This is a genomic window from Marinibactrum halimedae (assembly GCF_021234875.1).
GTDB classification, from domain to species: domain Bacteria; phylum Pseudomonadota; class Gammaproteobacteria; order Pseudomonadales; family Cellvibrionaceae; genus Marinibactrum; species Marinibactrum halimedae.
In genome coordinates this window covers 1-17,422 of record NZ_JAJQVM010000037.1, presented here as the reverse complement: position 1 = coordinate 17,422, position 17,422 = coordinate 1, and the positions used below count along the sequence as shown (strand labels likewise).

15 protein-coding genes are annotated in these 17,422 nt (G+C 45.4%); 12 read left to right on the top strand and 3 right to left on the bottom strand.

Going from position 1 to position 17,422, the window contains the following annotated elements:
• The first annotated feature begins 6 nt into the window (after nt 1-6).
• The 11 genes from LU351_RS17590 to LU351_RS17540 all read left to right on the top strand — a co-directional run bounded on the left by LU351_RS17590 (nt 7) and on the right by LU351_RS17540 (nt 10,583).
• Nucleotides 7-942, top strand: a complete 936-nt coding sequence (locus LU351_RS17590) for an ExeA family protein (protein WP_232595407.1) — start codon at nt 7-9, stop codon at nt 940-942.
• Nucleotides 939-2,444, top strand: a complete 1,506-nt coding sequence (locus LU351_RS17585; protein ID WP_232595406.1) for a tetratricopeptide repeat protein — start codon at nt 939-941, stop codon at nt 2,442-2,444. Before LU351_RS17590 ends, LU351_RS17585 begins: the two co-directional genes overlap by 4 nt.
• Before the next feature lie 136 nt (nt 2,445-2,580).
• Nucleotides 2,581-4,317: a GspE/PulE family protein gene (locus LU351_RS17580; RefSeq protein WP_232595405.1), complete on the top strand. Its 1,737-nt coding sequence runs from the start codon at nt 2,581-2,583 to the stop codon at nt 4,315-4,317.
• Nucleotides 4,318-4,415: 98 nt separating this feature from the next.
• On the top strand, nt 4,416-5,645 hold the full coding sequence (locus LU351_RS17575; RefSeq protein WP_232595404.1) for a type II secretion system F family protein: 1,230 nt from the start codon (nt 4,416-4,418) through the stop codon (nt 5,643-5,645).
• A 112-nt stretch (nt 5,646-5,757) separates the two neighbouring features.
• The gene (locus LU351_RS17570; protein ID WP_232595403.1) at nt 5,758-6,306 is read left to right on the top strand and encodes a type II secretion system protein; all 549 of its coding nucleotides are present in this window, start codon (nt 5,758-5,760) and stop codon (nt 6,304-6,306) included.
• Nucleotides 6,307-6,826: 520 nt separating this feature from the next.
• On the top strand, nt 6,827-7,279 hold the full coding sequence (locus LU351_RS20805) for a type II secretion system protein (RefSeq protein WP_269783517.1): 453 nt from the start codon (nt 6,827-6,829) through the stop codon (nt 7,277-7,279).
• Nucleotides 7,280-7,302: 23 nt separating this feature from the next.
• Nucleotides 7,303-7,719 carry a pilus assembly FimT family protein gene (locus LU351_RS17560; protein WP_232595402.1) on the top strand — a complete coding sequence of 139 codons (417 nt, stop codon included), beginning with the start codon at nt 7,303-7,305 and terminating at the stop codon, nt 7,717-7,719.
• Nucleotides 7,709-8,224, top strand: coding sequence for a type IV pilus modification PilV family protein (locus LU351_RS17555; RefSeq protein WP_232595401.1), 516 nt, complete (start codon nt 7,709-7,711; stop codon nt 8,222-8,224). The genes LU351_RS17560 and LU351_RS17555 overlap by 11 nt, the downstream gene beginning before the upstream one ends.
• Nucleotides 8,224-9,135, top strand: coding sequence for a PulJ/GspJ family protein (locus tag LU351_RS17550; RefSeq protein ID WP_232595400.1), 912 nt, complete (start codon nt 8,224-8,226; stop codon nt 9,133-9,135). The genes LU351_RS17555 and LU351_RS17550 overlap by 1 nt, the downstream gene beginning before the upstream one ends.
• Nucleotides 9,125-9,595, top strand: a complete 471-nt coding sequence (locus tag LU351_RS17545; RefSeq protein ID WP_232595399.1) for a pilus assembly PilX family protein — start codon at nt 9,125-9,127, stop codon at nt 9,593-9,595. The genes LU351_RS17550 and LU351_RS17545 overlap by 11 nt, the downstream gene beginning before the upstream one ends.
• 157 nt (nt 9,596-9,752) lie before the next feature.
• Nucleotides 9,753-10,583, top strand: coding sequence for a substrate-binding periplasmic protein (locus LU351_RS17540; protein WP_232595398.1), 831 nt, complete (start codon nt 9,753-9,755; stop codon nt 10,581-10,583).
• Between the two features lies 1 nt (nt 10,584).
• Here LU351_RS17540 and LU351_RS17535 read toward each other — a convergent pair whose 3' ends face one another.
• The 3 genes from LU351_RS17535 to LU351_RS17525 form a co-directional block, all read right to left on the bottom strand.
• Nucleotides 10,585-12,204: a succinylglutamate desuccinylase/aspartoacylase family protein gene (locus tag LU351_RS17535; RefSeq protein ID WP_232595397.1), complete on the bottom strand. Its 1,620-nt coding sequence runs from the start codon at nt 12,202-12,204 to the stop codon at nt 10,585-10,587.
• A 371-nt stretch (nt 12,205-12,575) separates the two neighbouring features.
• Nucleotides 12,576-14,747, bottom strand: coding sequence for a TonB-dependent siderophore receptor (locus tag LU351_RS17530; protein WP_232595396.1), 2,172 nt, complete (start codon nt 14,745-14,747; stop codon nt 12,576-12,578).
• A 435-nt stretch (nt 14,748-15,182) separates the two neighbouring features.
• Nucleotides 15,183-16,703, bottom strand: coding sequence for an ATP-binding protein (locus tag LU351_RS17525; protein ID WP_232595395.1), 1,521 nt, complete (start codon nt 16,701-16,703; stop codon nt 15,183-15,185).
• A gap of 341 nt (nt 16,704-17,044) precedes the next feature.
• Between LU351_RS17525 and LU351_RS17520 the strand changes: the two genes are divergently transcribed.
• A complete protein-coding gene (locus tag LU351_RS17520; protein ID WP_232595394.1) occupies nt 17,045-17,269 on the top strand; it encodes a PAS domain S-box protein in 225 nt (74 codons plus the stop codon).
• Nucleotides 17,270-17,422 lie beyond the last annotated feature (153 nt).

The following is a 17,422-nucleotide window of genomic DNA, read 5'->3' as shown; positions in this document are numbered from 1 at the left end:
TGTGGTATGACTTTGCACCATCACTTGTATGAGCCTCACTTTGGATTAAAAAGAGCGCCCTTTTCACTGACCCCTGATACGGAATTTTTTTGTGAAGAAAGTGGTCATGGTGCAGTGCTTAATGCAACCCTGCTGGCTTTAGAGCACGGTGAAGGGTTTATCAAAATTGTGGGTGAGGTTGGTACAGGAAAAACCCTCTTGTGTCGTCAACTGTTAAAACGATTACAGCAGGGGTTTGTGACTGCGTACATTCCTAACCCGTATTTATCCCCAGAAGGGCTCAACAGTGCGGTGGCAGAAGAGCTGCAAATGCCTAGCGATACAACACTTTCTAGCCATCAGTTGTTAAAAGCGCTCAATCTTCATTTAATTAAACTTGCTCAGTCTGAAAAGCGTGTGGTGTTGGTGATTGACGAAGCTCAAGCCATGCCAAAAGAAACGTTAGAAGCATTACGGTTGATGACCAATTTGGAAACCGAGCATCGTAAGTTGTTACAGGTGGTGTTGTTTGGTCAGCCTGAACTTGACCAGATATTAAGCCGTAATGATTTACGTCAATTACGCCAGCGTATCGTATTCAGTGAATATCTCTACCCGCTTAACCGCAGTCAAAGCCAGCACTATGTGAACACTCGCTTGCAAGTAGCGGGTTTTGAGTCTTCTACTCTTTTTACAAAAGGGGCTTTCTGGTGGTTGTATCACTACAGTGGCGGCATTCCAAGGCTGATGAATATTCTGTGTCACAAGGCGTTATTATCAGCCTATGGATTGGGTGTGGCGACCGTTTCGTCTCGTGAAATGCGGCGAGCCATCCACGATACACCAGAGGCACGATTATCCGGTTTGAATAATGCTTGGCAGAAGTGGGCGCTTTGGGGTGCCCTATCCGGTGGTGGTGTTTTGTTGGTCTGGCGTGCAGCGAGAGCGGGGGTGGGTTTATGAGCCTAATGCAGCAAATGCTACAAGATCTTCAGGATCGAGGGGCGTCGCCGAAGCCTTCAAAGACTATTGAACCGAGACCTGGCCCAGATGATTCTCGTTTGAATAGTCTTGGTTGTAATAGCTCTGGTCTCAGCAACTCTAGTTTCAACAACTCTGGTTTCAACAACTCTAGTTTCAACAACTTTGGCTCATTAGCAAGTAAAGCCTTTAAGGGGCCGTTTATTGGGGGATGTGTTGCTTTAGTGTTGGTGGGTAGTGCGTTGGTACTTGATCATGGAGGTTTAATGCACATGGTCGAACCGAGGCATCAGGACACAGGCCATCGAGACACAGGTCATCAAGACACAGGCCATTCAGGGCTTTTTAAAGAATCCATAATGGCGGAAAAAAACGCATTGGAAGCAGAAGGTGAGTCCATTGTAGAAGGGGGGGGCATTGTGGAAGGTGCCTCAGTTGTGTCGGTTGATGCATTGGCTAACGATGTACCCAGAAATGAGTCAGCTCCTCTCAAAGTGGTGGATTCGTTGCCAAAAGCGCGTGATGAATCGGCATTGAGATTCGCTCAGGCGCTGGAGCGATTACTTTCCCAAGCGGCGTTTGCGCTTGACCATGATCGGCTTACGGTGCCTGAGGGCAATAATGCGTATTCGCTCTATCAGGAAGTATTGCGATTGGAGCCAGGCAATCTAAAAGCACTGGCAGGTATGCAAGCCATTGCCACGCGTTATGAAGCGTTAGCAAAAAATGCGTTGATGTCTGAGAATTTTCTGCGGGCAGAGCGCTTGATCGAACGAGGCCTTAGTTTCTTTCCCGGCGATGCTGGGTTGCTGGCGTTACGTCCGGTGCTGAAAGTTCACCAGGAAGAAAAAGACACCGTTGCCACTATTGAGCGACAAGTCAGCCCTGAAACTCAACAGCGTTTAGACACTCATGCTGCATTGGTGTACGCCAGAGAACAGGTAGATAATGGGAACTGGGTAAAGGCGTTGGGGCGATTGGAAGCATTATTGCTGAAGTACCCCTCAGCATTTGAGGCACTGGAGTATGTGGTCGACCTTTACGTAAAGGCCGACGATTCTGCTTCTGCATTAACCCTAATTGAACATGCTCGCGATGTGATTCCAGAAGTGAAATTACGCCAGTTGGATGCTCGGGTGCTATTGCATTTAGGGCAATCTAACAAGGCTATTGCGTTACTTGAGGCGAATTTACCTCCTCTTCAACAGCATCATGACTATTACAGTTTGCTGGCCGGTATGTACCAGACTTTGGGTATTTATGAAAAATCTGCCTTGATTTACGAACGTTTGGCGGCTGATGCCCCGAGTAATGGGCGTTATTGGTTGGGGTTGGCCATTGCTTATGATGCGCTTTCTGAATTTACAGAGGCTCGCCGAGCTTTTCTGAGAGCACGCCCTTTTCACCAAGGCCAAGCGGATATTCGAGCGTACATTGATCAGCGTTTAGCTGCGCTGGGAAACCATTACCACTTTTCACAATAGCTTCAATGTGTTGGGAAAATAGCCAGTACGGCACCTTTTTATACGCTACATACGAAAAAGGGGACATTTTCTGGCTGAAATCATAAGTAACAACTATATAAATCCCAGAAGCCCTAATTTCTTTTGAGTGAGTTTGATGTCACAACCTGCTACTACACAAAAGCGAATTCGTATCGGTGATCTTTTGGTCGCCCATCAAATGATCGACCCTTCTCAGCTGGATCATGCTCTGTCTGAACAGAAAAAAACCGGACGAAAATTAGGCCGCATGTTGGTGGAGTTGGGCTATGTCGAAGAAAATGCATTGCTGACATTATTGTCTCAACAGTTAGATATCCCGTTTGTTGAGCTAAAACAGTTTCGGTTTGATTCCGCACTGGTGCAATCTTTACCCGAAACTTTGGCCCGCCGGTATCGTGTGATTCCATTAAGTGAAGATGCCGATAGTATTTTGCTCGGTATGGCAGATCCCACCGATATTTTCGGATTAGATGATCTTAGCCGTGTGATTCATAAGCCCATTCGTCAAGCAGTGGTGAGGGAATCTGAATTATTAGACATTCTTGATATTGCGTATTCTCGTCAAGATGAAATTGCTTCGCTTGCCCAAGAAATGGATGAGGAGCTGGACGACGCCGCGCTGGATTTGGCCGATATCGTTACTGATGCGGAAGATACCGATGCCCCGGTGGTGAAGTTATTACAAAAAATCTTTGAAGAAGCGATTAATGCCAAAGCATCTGATATTCATATTGAGCCGGACGAACAAGTGCTGCGCATTCGTCAGCGTATTGATGGTGTGCTGTCTGAGCAGGTGATGAATGAAAAACGCATTGCTAGTGCGTTAGTGGTGCGTTTGAAGTTGATGTCCAATTTGAATATCTCCGAAAAACGTTTACCACAAGATGGCCGCTTTAATTTGCGGGTGAGAAACCAAAACGTCGATGTTCGGATTTCTACCATGCCCGTACAGTTTGGTGAATCGGTGGTGATGCGGCTGTTAGATCAGTCAGAGGGCGTACGAAAGTTGGATGCAGTGGGTATGCCCGCAGAAATGCAATCGCGTTTTCGTAAAACCATTCATCGACCTCATGGATTAATTTTGGTGACCGGGCCGACGGGTTCGGGGAAAACCACCACACTTTATGGCGCATTGTCTGAATTAAATCGGCCAGAGAAAAAAATCATCACCGTTGAAGACCCGGTGGAATATCGCTTGCCTCGAATCAGCCAAGTGCAAATTAACGAGCGTATTGATTTAAGTTTCGGGAAAGTCCTGAAGGCGACGTTGCGACAAGACCCGGATATTTTATTGATTGGTGAGATTCGTGATGGTGAGTCTGCGGAAATTGCATTGAGAGCCGCCATGACCGGACACTTGGTACTATCCACTTTACACACGAATGATGCCGTGAGTTCAGCGCTGCGTTTGGTGGATATGGGGGTGGATTCTTTTCTTGTAGCCTCTTCGCTAAAAGCCATTATTGCTCAGCGATTGGTTCGACGCGTGTGTAGCACTTGTGCGACGGATCACCAACCGGATGAATCTGAGCAGCAACTTCTCAACGCTCTGGCTTCCCGTTTGGACTTTTCCAACGCTCGATTTAAAAAAGGTGCGGGGTGTCCGCATTGTTTTAATACGGGGTATCGTGGCCGAATCGGGGTGTTTGAAATGCTGGATATTAATAGCGAAATGGCCACCGCTCTACGCGATAACAGCCATGTTGATTTTCATGAAGCCGCGCAACGTAACCCGAATTTTCAGCCATTGAGTATCGGTGCTTTAGAGTATGCTCTACAAGGCATTACAACATTAGAAGAGGTAATGAAAGTGTCGGCAGAAGTGGAAGATGAGGCAGCCGCCATCCTCTAATTGCCCCTTTATTGCTTGACCTGTTTTAGAAAAGAGAATGTTTTTAATTACTGTTGAACTGAACTTAATTAACTGACGATACGAGTGCGAAAGAGAAGATGCCATTATTTGCCTACGTAGGGCGCGACGGAAAAGGTGGGCAGGTAAAAGGCCAACAAGAAGCAGCCACAATGGATGCTGTGGCAAGTACACTGATGGGGCGGGGCATTACGCCTGTTGCCATCAACCCGGCTTCAGACGTGAAGGAGCAAGTACCCCTGGAGGTTAGGTTTCAGCGCTTGATGGGCTCCAGTGGTGTGTCGGTGGAGGAGTTAATTATTCTTTGTCGGCAGATGTATACCATCACTAAAGCGGGTATCCCGTTAGTGCGGGGGGTACGAGGGTTGGCAGAATCCATTAAGCATTACGTATTGCAAAAAACATTATTTGAAATTGCAGATCGTCTAGAAGCCGGTATGGAGTTATCGGTGTCTATGCGTTATCACACGGATGTTTTCAGTTCGCTCTTTATCAGTATGGTTAGAGTGGGTGAAAACAGTGGCCGACTAGACAGCGTTTTTTTGCAAATGGCTGAATATTTAGAGCGGGAATTGGATACGGCTCGGCGCATTAAATCGGCATTACGGTATCCCAGTTTTGTATTAATTGCTTTGGCAGTGGCTATGGTGGTGATTAATATTTTCGTGATCCCAGCCTTTGCGAATATGTTTTCTCGCTTTGATGCGGAATTACCTTTGCCTACAAAAATATTGATCGGTGTTTCGGATACGTTCGTTAACTATTGGCCACATATGCTGATTGTAGTGGCAGTGTCGGTTGGCCTATGGTGGCGCTATATGAAAACCGATAATGGGCAGCGTTTTTGGGGAGAAACGAAAATTCGATTACCCATTATCGGCGACATTATTAATCGAGCTTCTTTGGCTCGTTATGCTCGTTCTTTCAGTTTAATGTCAAGTTCGGGTGTTCCGTTACCTACCGCATTGGCGCTGTGTGCCGAGAGTATCGATAATCGATTTTTAATGGAAAAAATTTTAGGTATGAAAAGCGGTGTTGAGCGCGGAGAAAGTTTAATTCGTACGCACACTGCCAGTAAAATGTTTACGCCGTTGGTTTTGCAAATGGTTTCTGTCGGCGAAGAGAGCGGGCAGGTAGACGAGTTGTTAAAAGAAGTGGCTGAGTTTTACGAACGGGAAGTGGATTATGATGTGAGTAAACTTTCTGATCGTATCGAGCCGATTATTTTGGTGATTATGGCAGTGTTTGTCATGATTTTAGCGTTGGGTATCTTCTTACCCATGTGGGAAATGTACAACATTCAGAAGTAAGATTAAATCAGGCGTAAAAGTTAAGTAAAGATTAACTTAAGGTTAACTTAAGAGAGCAGGAAAGAGGTGAGATGATAAAACCAAACGGTAAACCCTATTTAGGCTGTTGAGTATGGTACGTGCCAGACACAAAAATCGTAGTATTGGTGGTTACAGCTTGTTTGAGTTTATTATCGTAATTACGGTGATTGGTGTATTGGCAGCCATAGGCATTAAGTATTATTTGCAATCACAGGAAGAGGCTCAAAAAGCACTCATTAATGCATCGGCCAGAAGTTTTGCATCGTCCGTGTCCAGTTTGAGGGGGCATTGGTTGGTGAATCGAACAGAGCGCGGAGAAATTCATTCTGTCGATATGGAAGGGGTGACTGTTCATTTAAATGAATTTGGTTGGGCGGCGTCGGCAGGAGAAAGTGGATCTCCCTCTATTCATAACCAAACTCCCCAAGAGTGCTTTTTTTTATGGCTAGGGATCTCGCAGAGCAGTATCGATGCCACCATACAGGGGGATGAAAATCGCGGGCGAGCGACTTATCACGTATCAATGCCAGACTCTTATATTTGTCGGTATGAATTGGCTATAAAAAATAATGATACGTTATTTTTTGATTATAATTTGCGTAATGGGCGGGTTGCGGTATCTACCCATTTCTCGTTGTAAAGCTTATCTAGAGTGGTTGTGATTGTTGGGTTAAGCGTGGTTTTATATTTTATAGTTAGGTTTTTTGATTGTTCTATGGGAAAAAGTTTTTAAAGTGGACGTTTTTGCAGAAATGTAAGCCATTTGTCATCAAAGACGTTTTTTTTACTAAGTATTAAAAAATCATTTTGAAAATAAATTTATCTATGTAAAGATCTATTTATTCTTGAGTGAGGGTTAAATATTAAAGAAGGCAAGGTTTTAACCGCTTTGCTGAATTGGCCGCTCAATTAATAATGAGTGAGATGACAATAATAAAAATGCACTCACTTTCGATATTGCCACTCTTATTGGTGGTGGTTTGGGTGTGATTAGCCTCTGGAATGGCATCAAAATAGGCGGATAAAAGCCTATGCTTACACAGAGGCGGTAATTGCCTGCGTAGCTTTGTGCCGATTTTTTTTGAAGTTTACGCGGATTTTTAAAGCCTAAGGGCGCGGGGTAAGCGCACCGGTTCCTCAGTAATTTGGAGTAATTTATTATGCACACCATGAAACAACAGCAAGCGGGTTTCACTTTAATTGAATTGATTTCGGTTATTGTTATTTTGGGAATTCTTGCCGCGACGGCAATTCCGAGATTTTTAAACTTATCTGATGCTGCTGAACAAGCTGCTGTTCAGGGCGTTGCGGGTGGGTTGGCCAGTGCTGCTGCACTTAATCATGCCAACAATATTGCTGCTGATGCGGGTTTACCGACCGAAGCGAACTCAATAGTTAGTGTGACTACTTGTAACAATGTTGCAGCTCTCCTAGATGGCGGTTTACCAAATGGATATTTCATATCGACTAATGCCGTTGGTGCTGCTGAAGGTGACAGTGCTCAGTGTACAGTTTCTGTCGATTCAAATGACAATAATGCTTTTGATGCATCAGATTCACCTTCAGAGTTTTTCACTGCATATAATGTTGTTGCTCCAGCTACGACTCCTTAAATTAAAGGCTTAGTCTCTAATTTATGCATCGAAATGGCTTTACGCTAATTGAATTAATTACCGTATTGCTGATTGTGGCGATTATCAGCGTGTATGTGGGTAATCGCTTCAGTTCGATTGATTCGAACCTTTCCTCTGGCCGCGACGATTTGATTGCGGCCCTTTTCTTTGCTCAGCAAATTGCCATGTCTCGCGATTCTGCTGCCAATCCCATTACCTTTGTGACTTCCGGCGCGGCCATCGATGTACAAGCCAGTGGTGCTAGCTTAAGCAGTGCTGGGGTGCAGTACCCAGTAGTGTTATCCAATGGGGTGACGGTGAGTCCGGCAGTAACCTTGGCTTACAATAAGATGGGGGAGACCACTGCAACGGTTTTTACGCTTTCCCATGATGGTGCGTCCACTCAGGTGACGGTGGAGGCGAGCGGTTATGTGCACTAATGCCGTTATGCACACTAATAAAGTGATATTCACTCAGAATAGGCTGTCACGGCAATGGGGTGCCTCTTTGGTGGAGCTGATTGTCTTTATGGTGGTGGTGAGTACGGCGTTGGCGGCCGTCATTGGAGTGTACAATCAATCAGTGGCCAACAGCGTAAACCCCATTGACCAAACCCGAGCATTAGAGTGCGCACAAGCGAAAATGGATGAAATTTTGGCGCGAAAGTTTGATGAAAACACCCCCACAGGTGGCATCCCCGCTTGTAATAGTTTTGATGCAGAGGGCGTAACCTGCGCCGGAACGGCAGATGCTGATTTTGATGATGTGTTGGATTACCACAATAGCACTGACAACAGTGCCACTCGGTGTTCTACAGCGGTTACGGTGGTGGATGCCGGAGCCGATTTGGGTTTGGCGGGCGATGGGGCCCGGCTAATTACTGTCACTGCCACCGCCAGTGGGGGCGCACAAACGGTACTCAGTGCCTATAAGGCTAACTTTTAATGGTTCCAGTAAAGTCTGAGTTTTCTCCCCTCACGATTGCAAAGCGCTCTTATTTACAGAAATGGCAATTAAAGAGGGTGCAGTTAGAGCGGAGTCCGTTAGAACGAAGCCCGTATCGTCGGCAGCAAGCCTTTACGCTGATCGAATTGATTACCGTGATGGTAATTTTATCGATTCTGGCGGTATTGAGTACGCAATTTGTCACCAGTTCCATTACCAGTTATACCCAGTCGAAAGCGCGTTTTGCGCTTACCCAAAAAGGACGACAGGCGCTTGAACGGATTACCCGAGAGCTTCGTATGGCACTACCGAACAGTGTGCGCTCGAACAGCTCGGGCCAGTGTATTGAGTACATCCCTATTATTGGGGGGGCGAATTACTTGGGTGTGGTAGGGGATGTCGAAAATGGCAACACTACCAGCACGCTAAACACAGCGCCGCTTTCTCTGTCTTCTGGTGTGCCGGTTTATGTCTCGGTGGGTGGTTTACTGCCAAGTGAATTGTATGCATCGGGCAGTTCGTCGGCGGCATTGGCTTTGTGGGGCGGTGTGGATACATCAATAGTGCCGAATGTGGTGTCGCACAGTGCCAAGCAGTTTGTGCGTAATTCGGTTAATCGACGAATGTTTGTGGCGACGTTTCCTCGTCAAATTTGTGTGTCGGGTGATCAGTTACGACTTTATGATGCCTATACCCCCGCTAACACTTACCCACTCAACAGTGCACTTTCACTCGGTACGCCAAGCGGTAACAGTGTGTTATTGATGGATGGTGTTAATGGTGCTGCCGCTTTTTCGGTGTCTCTTGCAACGGAGACGGTCAATACATTGGTTTCTATTAACTTGCCAATTTCTGAAGCTAATCAAGCCATTACACTTAGCCATCAGGTGATGATTCGCAATGTCCCGTAATGATCTTGGTCAATACCCTCTTCTACGACCTCAACAGGGTTTTTTATTACCGCTGGCGCTGTTTATCGTGCTGATTTTAGCAGGGCTCGGGGTAACACTGAGTCGTATGACGCAATACAGTAACCTATCGGTATTGCAAGAGCAGGCGTCACTTCAAGCGTTTTATGCTGCAGAAAGTGGCGCCCAATACGCAATGCATCGGCTGTATTTTGACAGCACCGCATCATTAACTCGTGCAGCCGCGACGGCGGAGTGTAATGGGATCGATAATGGAGGGACAGGCACTGCAATCTCATTCACTGCTACCGGGTTGAGGAGCTGTACAATGACGGTGTTTTGCACAGCCGTAAATGATTCCGCGAATGTCACAACGTTTTACAACTTAACCAGCCGAGGAAATTGTAGCTTTGGTGATATCTTGGCAGAGCGAACGATAGAGGTATCCTCTTACTTACAGTAAGACGGCATTAAGACAACGGTTTTCTTTTTTGAACAAATTGTAATAACGTGCTATTCATTACGGTGTTATTTATGGTGTATTTCCTCTTGTGGCAGCTGAAAAGCCGTTAAAGTGACGGTAAAGCGATGGAGAATATAGTGGGAGTATGGTGAAGCGAGTGAAAGCCGTGTTGAGCTTGTGTACTTCTGCTCTACGCCTGTCGACGATAATTTCTTTGTTTTTTTTGCGTTTGCGTTTTCCGGTCACGGTGGCGCTGTTGTGTTTATCGCTTAGCTGGGGGAGCCATGCTCAAACTGCTCTAAAACCGCCACTTCCTGATCAAATCCCTTCAGGATGCAAAAAAGTCGTGGTCGGTGCTCATCCTGATTATCGTCCTTTTCATTACACGGAAAATAATCGATTGGTGGGGTTATCCATCGACCTTGCCAAGCGGTTAGAAAAAGACCTTAACATCCCATTTGAAATTCATTCTCCAACGCCTTGGAAGCGGGTATTGGCCGAAGCCAATACGGGTGATATCGATATGCTGATTGGCCTTAAAGATACGCGTGAGCGACGGAAGTTTTTGAATTATTCCTACGTGCCTGTTTTTGCCAATCCCTCCAATGTATTTGTATTAACACCGCTCTCCTCAAAAGTAAAAACCTGGTTAGACTTGATCTCTTTGCGGGGGGCAATCAGTGCGGGAGATAAATTTGGAGATGAATTTGATGAATTTTCGACAATCTTTCTTAATCTCGCCCAGGCACAGAATGCAGAGAGCTTAATGAAAATGTTGTTGCACAACCGTGTGGATTATGTGGTTGTGGGGCGAGCTACTGGGTATTCTGCATTAGCCTTAATTAATGATGACAGCTCAGGCGTTGTGGAAAGTATCATTATTAATAATGGGTTGATTTACTTAGCCTTATCCAAAAGATCGCCATGCGCTCCCTTGATGTCGGTGATTAATGGGCTGTTGCTGAATTACCTTAAAGAGCAGCGTTAAATCAATTGTTAATAATAAAATTCTCTTCGGTATCAATGGCAGAGTTATTATTTGATTCCCCTAAGTGCATGGGGCTATCAATAGTGGTTTCTGGGTCAACAATCGTATCTTCAGTGGCAATTTCACCAATGTGGTAAGCAGCGAAACCAGGCATAACCACTTGATTAACAGCCATACCAATAATACGGCCTTTTACCGGGGCGATAATTTGTGTGGTCTCGTTGGTGATTGGGTCTGTGACATGGCCCAATACTTGGCCTGCATAGACCGTATCCCCTAAGTCGGCTCGACTGAATAAAATACCGCCGGTTTCTGTTCGTAACCAATAGGATTTGTAATACACCGGGGATGGGCTGCCCCAGACGAAACGCCGTGCGAACATGCCTTGTTTTTCCATTAGTGAGTACACACCCGTCACACCTGCCTTAATCGAATCTTCCTGTACCCGAAGAGACTCCCCCACTTCCATGGTGACCGAGGTAATGCCTACAGCGTTAGCCGCAGAACGAAGCATACCTGGGTTGCCGGGGCTGTGAACGACTACCATTTTGTCGAAGCCTTCGGTCAACATTCTGACTGCCTCATTGCTCATATCGGCCCGAATTTGGGGCATATTGGTGCGCCCGGCTGAGCCGGTATGTAAATCCACGAGCATGTCACAATGGCTGATGACTTCCGTAAAAAAGGAAGCGGCAATACGGGACGCAAGGCTGCCGTTTTTATCGCCAGGGAAGAAACGATTCAAATCGCGTCGATCTGGCAGGTAGCGTGAGCCTCGTTGGAAACCTTGTAAATTCACAATCGGCACACCAATGACCTTGCCGTGAAGCCGGCTGGGGTCGATGTTGTACATCACGCGTCGAACAATCTCGATACCATTGAGCTCGTCTCCGTGAACGGCGGCACTCAGACACAATGTAGGGCCATCCTGAGCACCATTAATGACGAGTACAGGGGTTGGTAAAGCAAGGCCTGTTATGGCTACATTGGGCGACCAAGCTAGGCGGGTTGAGGTTCCCGGTAGCACTTCTGCGCCGAGAATAACGAATTGGTCATAAGTAATTTCTGCTGTTGTGGTAACAGGTGGTTCGGGTTTAGGTTGTTGTGTAACGACCGGTTCAGACTGAATCGAAGTGGGGGCTGTGGTTTCGGTGCCTTCGACTGATGTGGTAACGGCGTCAGTGTCAAAGGAAGCGCTATTGTCTTCAGTTGTGGGAATGGGCTGTGGAATGGGGGCTACTTCACTCAGGTCAACATTGGGGGCGGGTTGAGGTTGAGCGCCGGCTTCTTCTTCCTCTGGTTCTATCGTGATGACGCTTTTTTCGGTTTCAGTGATTGAGTTGACCTCTTTGTTGTCCTCTAAAGAAGTCAACAAGGGCTGTGGGTTATTTAATGGCTCCGGGGCATTGGCTTCAGTATCGACATCGATATTACTAGAGTCACTGGTATCGGTGTCGTTGATAGCCATCCCCATCTCATTGACATTAGAGCCATCGGTATTAGGTGAGATAGAAGAGGGGTTGGCGAGTGCAGCAGTTTGGAAAAGAGCCAGAAGCGTTGTGAGAGCAACCGCTTTTAGTTTTGCAAAAGGGAAAGCAGATTTTTGATGCAGCCTCGTCATTGTTTGATCAATCACCGTTGTTTAGAACACACTTCGTGTTGGTAAATTCGTTGTTCATATTGGCGCCTAAGCGTTATATGACGGCCTCCTGGGTGTATCGGCGTGAATGGTATCATTTATCTATCACAAATTTGTCTTAATGATTCCCTCTAAAAGAATAATGTGAAGTAAAAGTGACGGTTGTTCTTTGGAATGCTTATTACTTGATTTTAGAAGGGCCAAAGTTAGGAAGGTGAATAGAAAATGGAATAAGTGACGCGGTATAGAAAAGGAATCTCGGTCTATTTTTAGGCCGTCTATTCTGTACCAGGAGAATACCCAGTACAGAATAAGCGGAGCAAACGAGGCTATGAGTTTATCGGGTATGTCGCTTAAAAAGTGAGATCAACACTGAATTCAACGTTTCGTTGAGCTCCCATCCAGCAATTGCTGGCATCAAAGCAGGAGCCAACATATTCTTCATCGGTAAGATTACTGGCGCTTATGCCCAAACTCAGTGTGTTGTTCACTTGGTAGGAGGCGACAAAGTCCCAAAGAGTGTAAGAAGGAACCGTGTCGGTGTTGTATTGATCAAGCGCACTTTCACCGACGTGTCTCAGGCCACCGCTCAAGAGTAATGCCGGCGTTGCTTGATAACTTGCCCAAGCCCCTGCTTGCCAATCGGATGCCCAAACTGGCGTTTTTCCTTCTCGCGCTGGGTCAAGTGGGTTGTCGGTAACTTCAATATCATTGTATGAAGCGGTTACGTTGAGAGAAAAGTTCTCGGTAATGGCAGCATTTGCCGCAATTTCTGCGCCTTGCGAGCGGATTTCACCGGCTTGCGTTGAAAGGTTGCGGTTTGTAGGGCTGTTAACTACTACATCTTCTTTACGAATATCATAGACCGCAAAAGTCATATCGAAGGCTTTGTCGTGACTTTGGAATTTCACCCCTGCTTCTATTTGGCTTGCGGTAGTAGGGTCGAATTCTTCGCCAGTAACATCGTTAAACCCTGCTTCTGGCTCAAACGATTCTGAGTAATTGATATAGGGAGAAACGCCATCTGCAATGTCCACAATCACGGCCAGTCGTGCGCTTAAATTGTCTTGATCAATGTCTGCGGTGTCTTCGGATTCACTACCGAAATAGATAGTTTCTTCTTTGTCGGTACTTTCGTAATTATCGTACCGTAGGCCCGCAATTACCGTGACGGCATTCCAGTGAATTTCATCTTGAATATAAAAGCCGATTTGAGTTTCTTCGATATCGTGGTCTTCACCGTAATTGTCTAACGGTAAAGTGCTGGGGTTGAGTAAATCGTAGTCTGGATTGGACAGGTCTATTGTGGGAATAAAGGGCAGTCTTGTAACGGGATCTCCAGCCAGAGTATCTCGGTAAGTGACAGTGCCATCCAGTGTTTTGTAATCCAAGCCGACAAGCAGTCGGTGCTCCAATTCACCAGTATTGAGTGTGAAAGCCAGCTGATTGTCGACTGTGAACCCCTCTAACTCTTCGTCTGTTAGGTAAGCACTGCGAATGAGATGTATGTTGTCTTCAAGGCCGGGGAAGTTAGTGACCAGCCCGGCGTTGTATGTGTTGTGCTGTAGAGACTCACCTTTGGTGTAGCGGAAGTTTTGTAAAAAGCTGAGCGTGTCTGAAAAATCATGGTTTAATTTATAGCTTACCATGGTCATTTCGCGATCGAATTTCGCCCAATTTCTATCTCCAGAATAGGCGTCTGAACCGAGTCGGCCATAACTGGCTTCGTAAAGAGTGCCAATGGATGGAAGTGGGGTGGAAGGCACCATTTGTGGGTCATCTTGATAAAACAGGCTGACATATAAACTGGTGGTATCTGCGACCTGCCAGGTAATTGAAGGAGAGAGCAGGTAGCGTTCCTCTTCTGTGGTCACTTGCTGGCCGTCCCTTTGCCTTGCTAAGGCAATCAGTCGGTAGTCGACATTTTCAGAAAGTGCGCCGGTACTGTCGATAGAGGCATCCATCAAGTCATTGTTGCCGAGTCTGGCTCTAAGGGTTGTCTCTGGTGTGGATTGGGGGTGTTTTGCGGTTTGGTTAATCATTCCTCCTGCTGGTGCCGCCCCATACAATACAGACGTTGGCCCTTTTAACACTTCAATGGTTTCTGTGGCGATCATGTCCACTTGAGGTTTTAAATTCCAGCCAGGAAGTTCCTGCAGTGGTAGGCCTTCGTAATAATTAAAGTAGCTAACAAAGCCTCGAATACTGTATTGATCAAAAATAGTCACAGCTCCGCGACTTTCTGGCGTCACCCCAGGTACATAACGCATAGCATCGTTCACACTGTCCACTTGTCGGCTAGACAGCAGCGTCGCATCGTAGACTTCAAAACTCATGGGGGCATCGAGAGGTTTCAGGGTTGATTTGGTGCCTGTAGTTCGGTAGTTGCTGCCATAAACCGCGACTTCTTCAATATCTTCAGAGTCTTTTGGGGTTGTCTTCGATGGAAGTTGGTCTGCGAAAGCAGGTGATAAGCTGGCCCCTAAGATGGTGGATATAGCGGTAACAATTGGGAGTGTTTTCATGGTCCTAAACTCGATATTTTCTTTTTGGTATATCGTTAATGACAAGCACAGTTCATCTCGATTTTGTGAACATGGGTGAGCCTTTAGAACCTTCCGAAGTGCCCCCTGCTGCCCCTGTGAATCTGTACAACAAAGATGAATTCGTATGTTTGGTAAATATTTTTGAATAATCATTAACACCGTTAATGTTGTTAACAATAAACTTAATACGAATATATTGCATATGATAATACTTCTTATTTGGTTTTATCAAGGGGAATATATCGGTATTGTCTTTTAACGAATGGTTTGTGAGTGATCACTTATTTTTGATGCTGGTAGTAGGTAGTAGGTAGTAGATAGTAGATAGTAGATAGTAGATAGTAGATAGTAGATAGTGAGCGGCATCAATGAGGGAGGTGCAGTAAGGGTGTGGCTGAAGGTACGAGAAAGCAATTACCAGTTTCGATAAACCGGCAATCGTATGTCGATGGCCAGGCCTCCCAGCTGAGAGTGTCGTGCATCAATATTGCCTTCTAGTGCCTCGATGATGCTACGACAAATGGATAAGCCCAGGCCCGAACCTTCGGTTGCACGATCACGGGTTTTTTCAACACGGTATAGGCGCTCAAATAAATGAGGTAAAGCATGTTCAGGCACAGCAGGTGCAGAATCTTCCCAAGTAAGGTAGATATTCTCTCCGTCTAATCGGGTGCTTATCTGCAATATACCGCCACTATCCGTATAGCGAAGGGTATTTTGCAATAAATTATCGAGGACTTGTCGAAGTCGATTTTCGTCGACAAATAGAGAGACCTCGTCGGACAGCGCATCTAATGTCATTTCGAACTGAATTTCATGCTGATGAACCGTTTTTTCTATTTTGTGCTCATAGGCATCAAGAAAATCATTGAAAGAAAGGGTTGAGCGCTCTAAGTTCACCCCGCCTAAATCAGACAGATTCAATGTTTTCAAATCGCCAATTAATGTATTGAGCTGATCAATTTCTTCACGCATGGATTGCAGCATATCGGTTGAAGATGGCTTGATACCATATTCAACCGACTCGATTTCAGCGACCATAATACTGACGGGTGTTCGTAATTCGTGGGCAATATCACTGACCCACTGTTGTCGAGCTTCTTTACTTTCTGCCAGTGCTTCACCTAAGAAATTGACGTCCTCAGCAATGGGATAGTAAGTGTGAGAGGCATCAATAGTGACGCGCTTTTGAAAATCCCCTGAGGCGAGTTTGCGTATGGTGGACGAAATTCGTATTAGTGGTGTTGATAACGTTTGGCTTACCCAATAGGCCACACCGATCGACAGCAATAATGCTGTCATAATGCCGCCAATTAGCGTGATGGGGGCGGAGTGCCACAGGCTTGAATAGAGATTTTCGATAATGTGTGGGCGAGGTGGCCTACCAATGTAACCGATAAGTGCGTTGTCGAGCAAAATGGGAATGCGTGTGGTTAACAAGGAGGTCAGCGCAGCGTCTCCTTTCAATAGTTTGCCTTCTGCATTAAAGAGCAGCATCGAGTTGGATGGGAGAGGTGGCTTTTTAGGGGGGCGATTTTTTGTGGCATTGTGTTCCAATTTGCCCTTTTCTGACAAAAGCTTAAAAGGTAAATGGTGTTTGGGCAGAGGAGGAACTTTCAGTGATTGAAATCGTTCGAGAAGTTCCCGCGAAGATAAAGGCGTTCCATCAGGCTTGGGCGTTAAAATACCGGGCACAGCAAAGCCCCACCACAATGTATCATTATGGATAACCTCATCCCACCGGCCATGATAACGATAGTGCTCTGCCAATAGCTCAGCGGCGTTGTGCAATTGACGCTCATCCCCTTTTTGAAACGCCTGTTCAGAACCTTTCTCAAACAGTATTGAACCCAATAACCCCATTATGATGATGGTTGAAATATTGACGGCAATCATCCATAAAAAAAACTGTTTAAATAGTGCTCCTCTCAGCATGATTGGTGTTGCCCTCATCAAATTTATGACTGAAATACGGGAATGATTTTTCTATGGTCTGTTTACAACCTTTACCAATTATACCTATTTTAAATCAGCGCAGTCATCTTAGTTCATCCTTGAAATAAACAAATATGACATTTTATGAAAACGCCTCTAAATCGACGGTGCATTGCACGATAGACTGTATTGTTATGCTTTCGATGAATACTCTGTGTTTTCTATAAAGCTTTATTATTCAACTCAGCTTGCCACTTATTTAAAATGACGACTAATCTTTAGACGTTATTATTAAAAGTTTTCCTATATTGAAATGATAATCGATATTAAGGGCGGTATTAATGTTTGGGTTTCCTAGCCAACGTGAAAACTTAAAAGAAGTTTTAGATCAGTCCATTGATGCGATTGTCTCGATTGATGGTAATAACAATGTGACGTATTTTAATGATGCGGCAGTAAAGTTGTGGGGCTTTAATCGTGAAGAAGTTATAGGCCGTAATGTAAAGATGTTAGTGCCAAAAGAGATTCAAGGGAACCTCTATAAATTCGTTTTTTTAGCGCGATAATTTTCTAATTTTTTCTACCGGAACACTTACCGAAAATAATTATCATTACGCATTTATTTACAAAAATATTGGATAAAAATTCGTTCTTTTGATGATTTTTTCTCCCTATTTGTATATTCCAGACGCACGTTGGCCGCATAGCGTGACAAATCG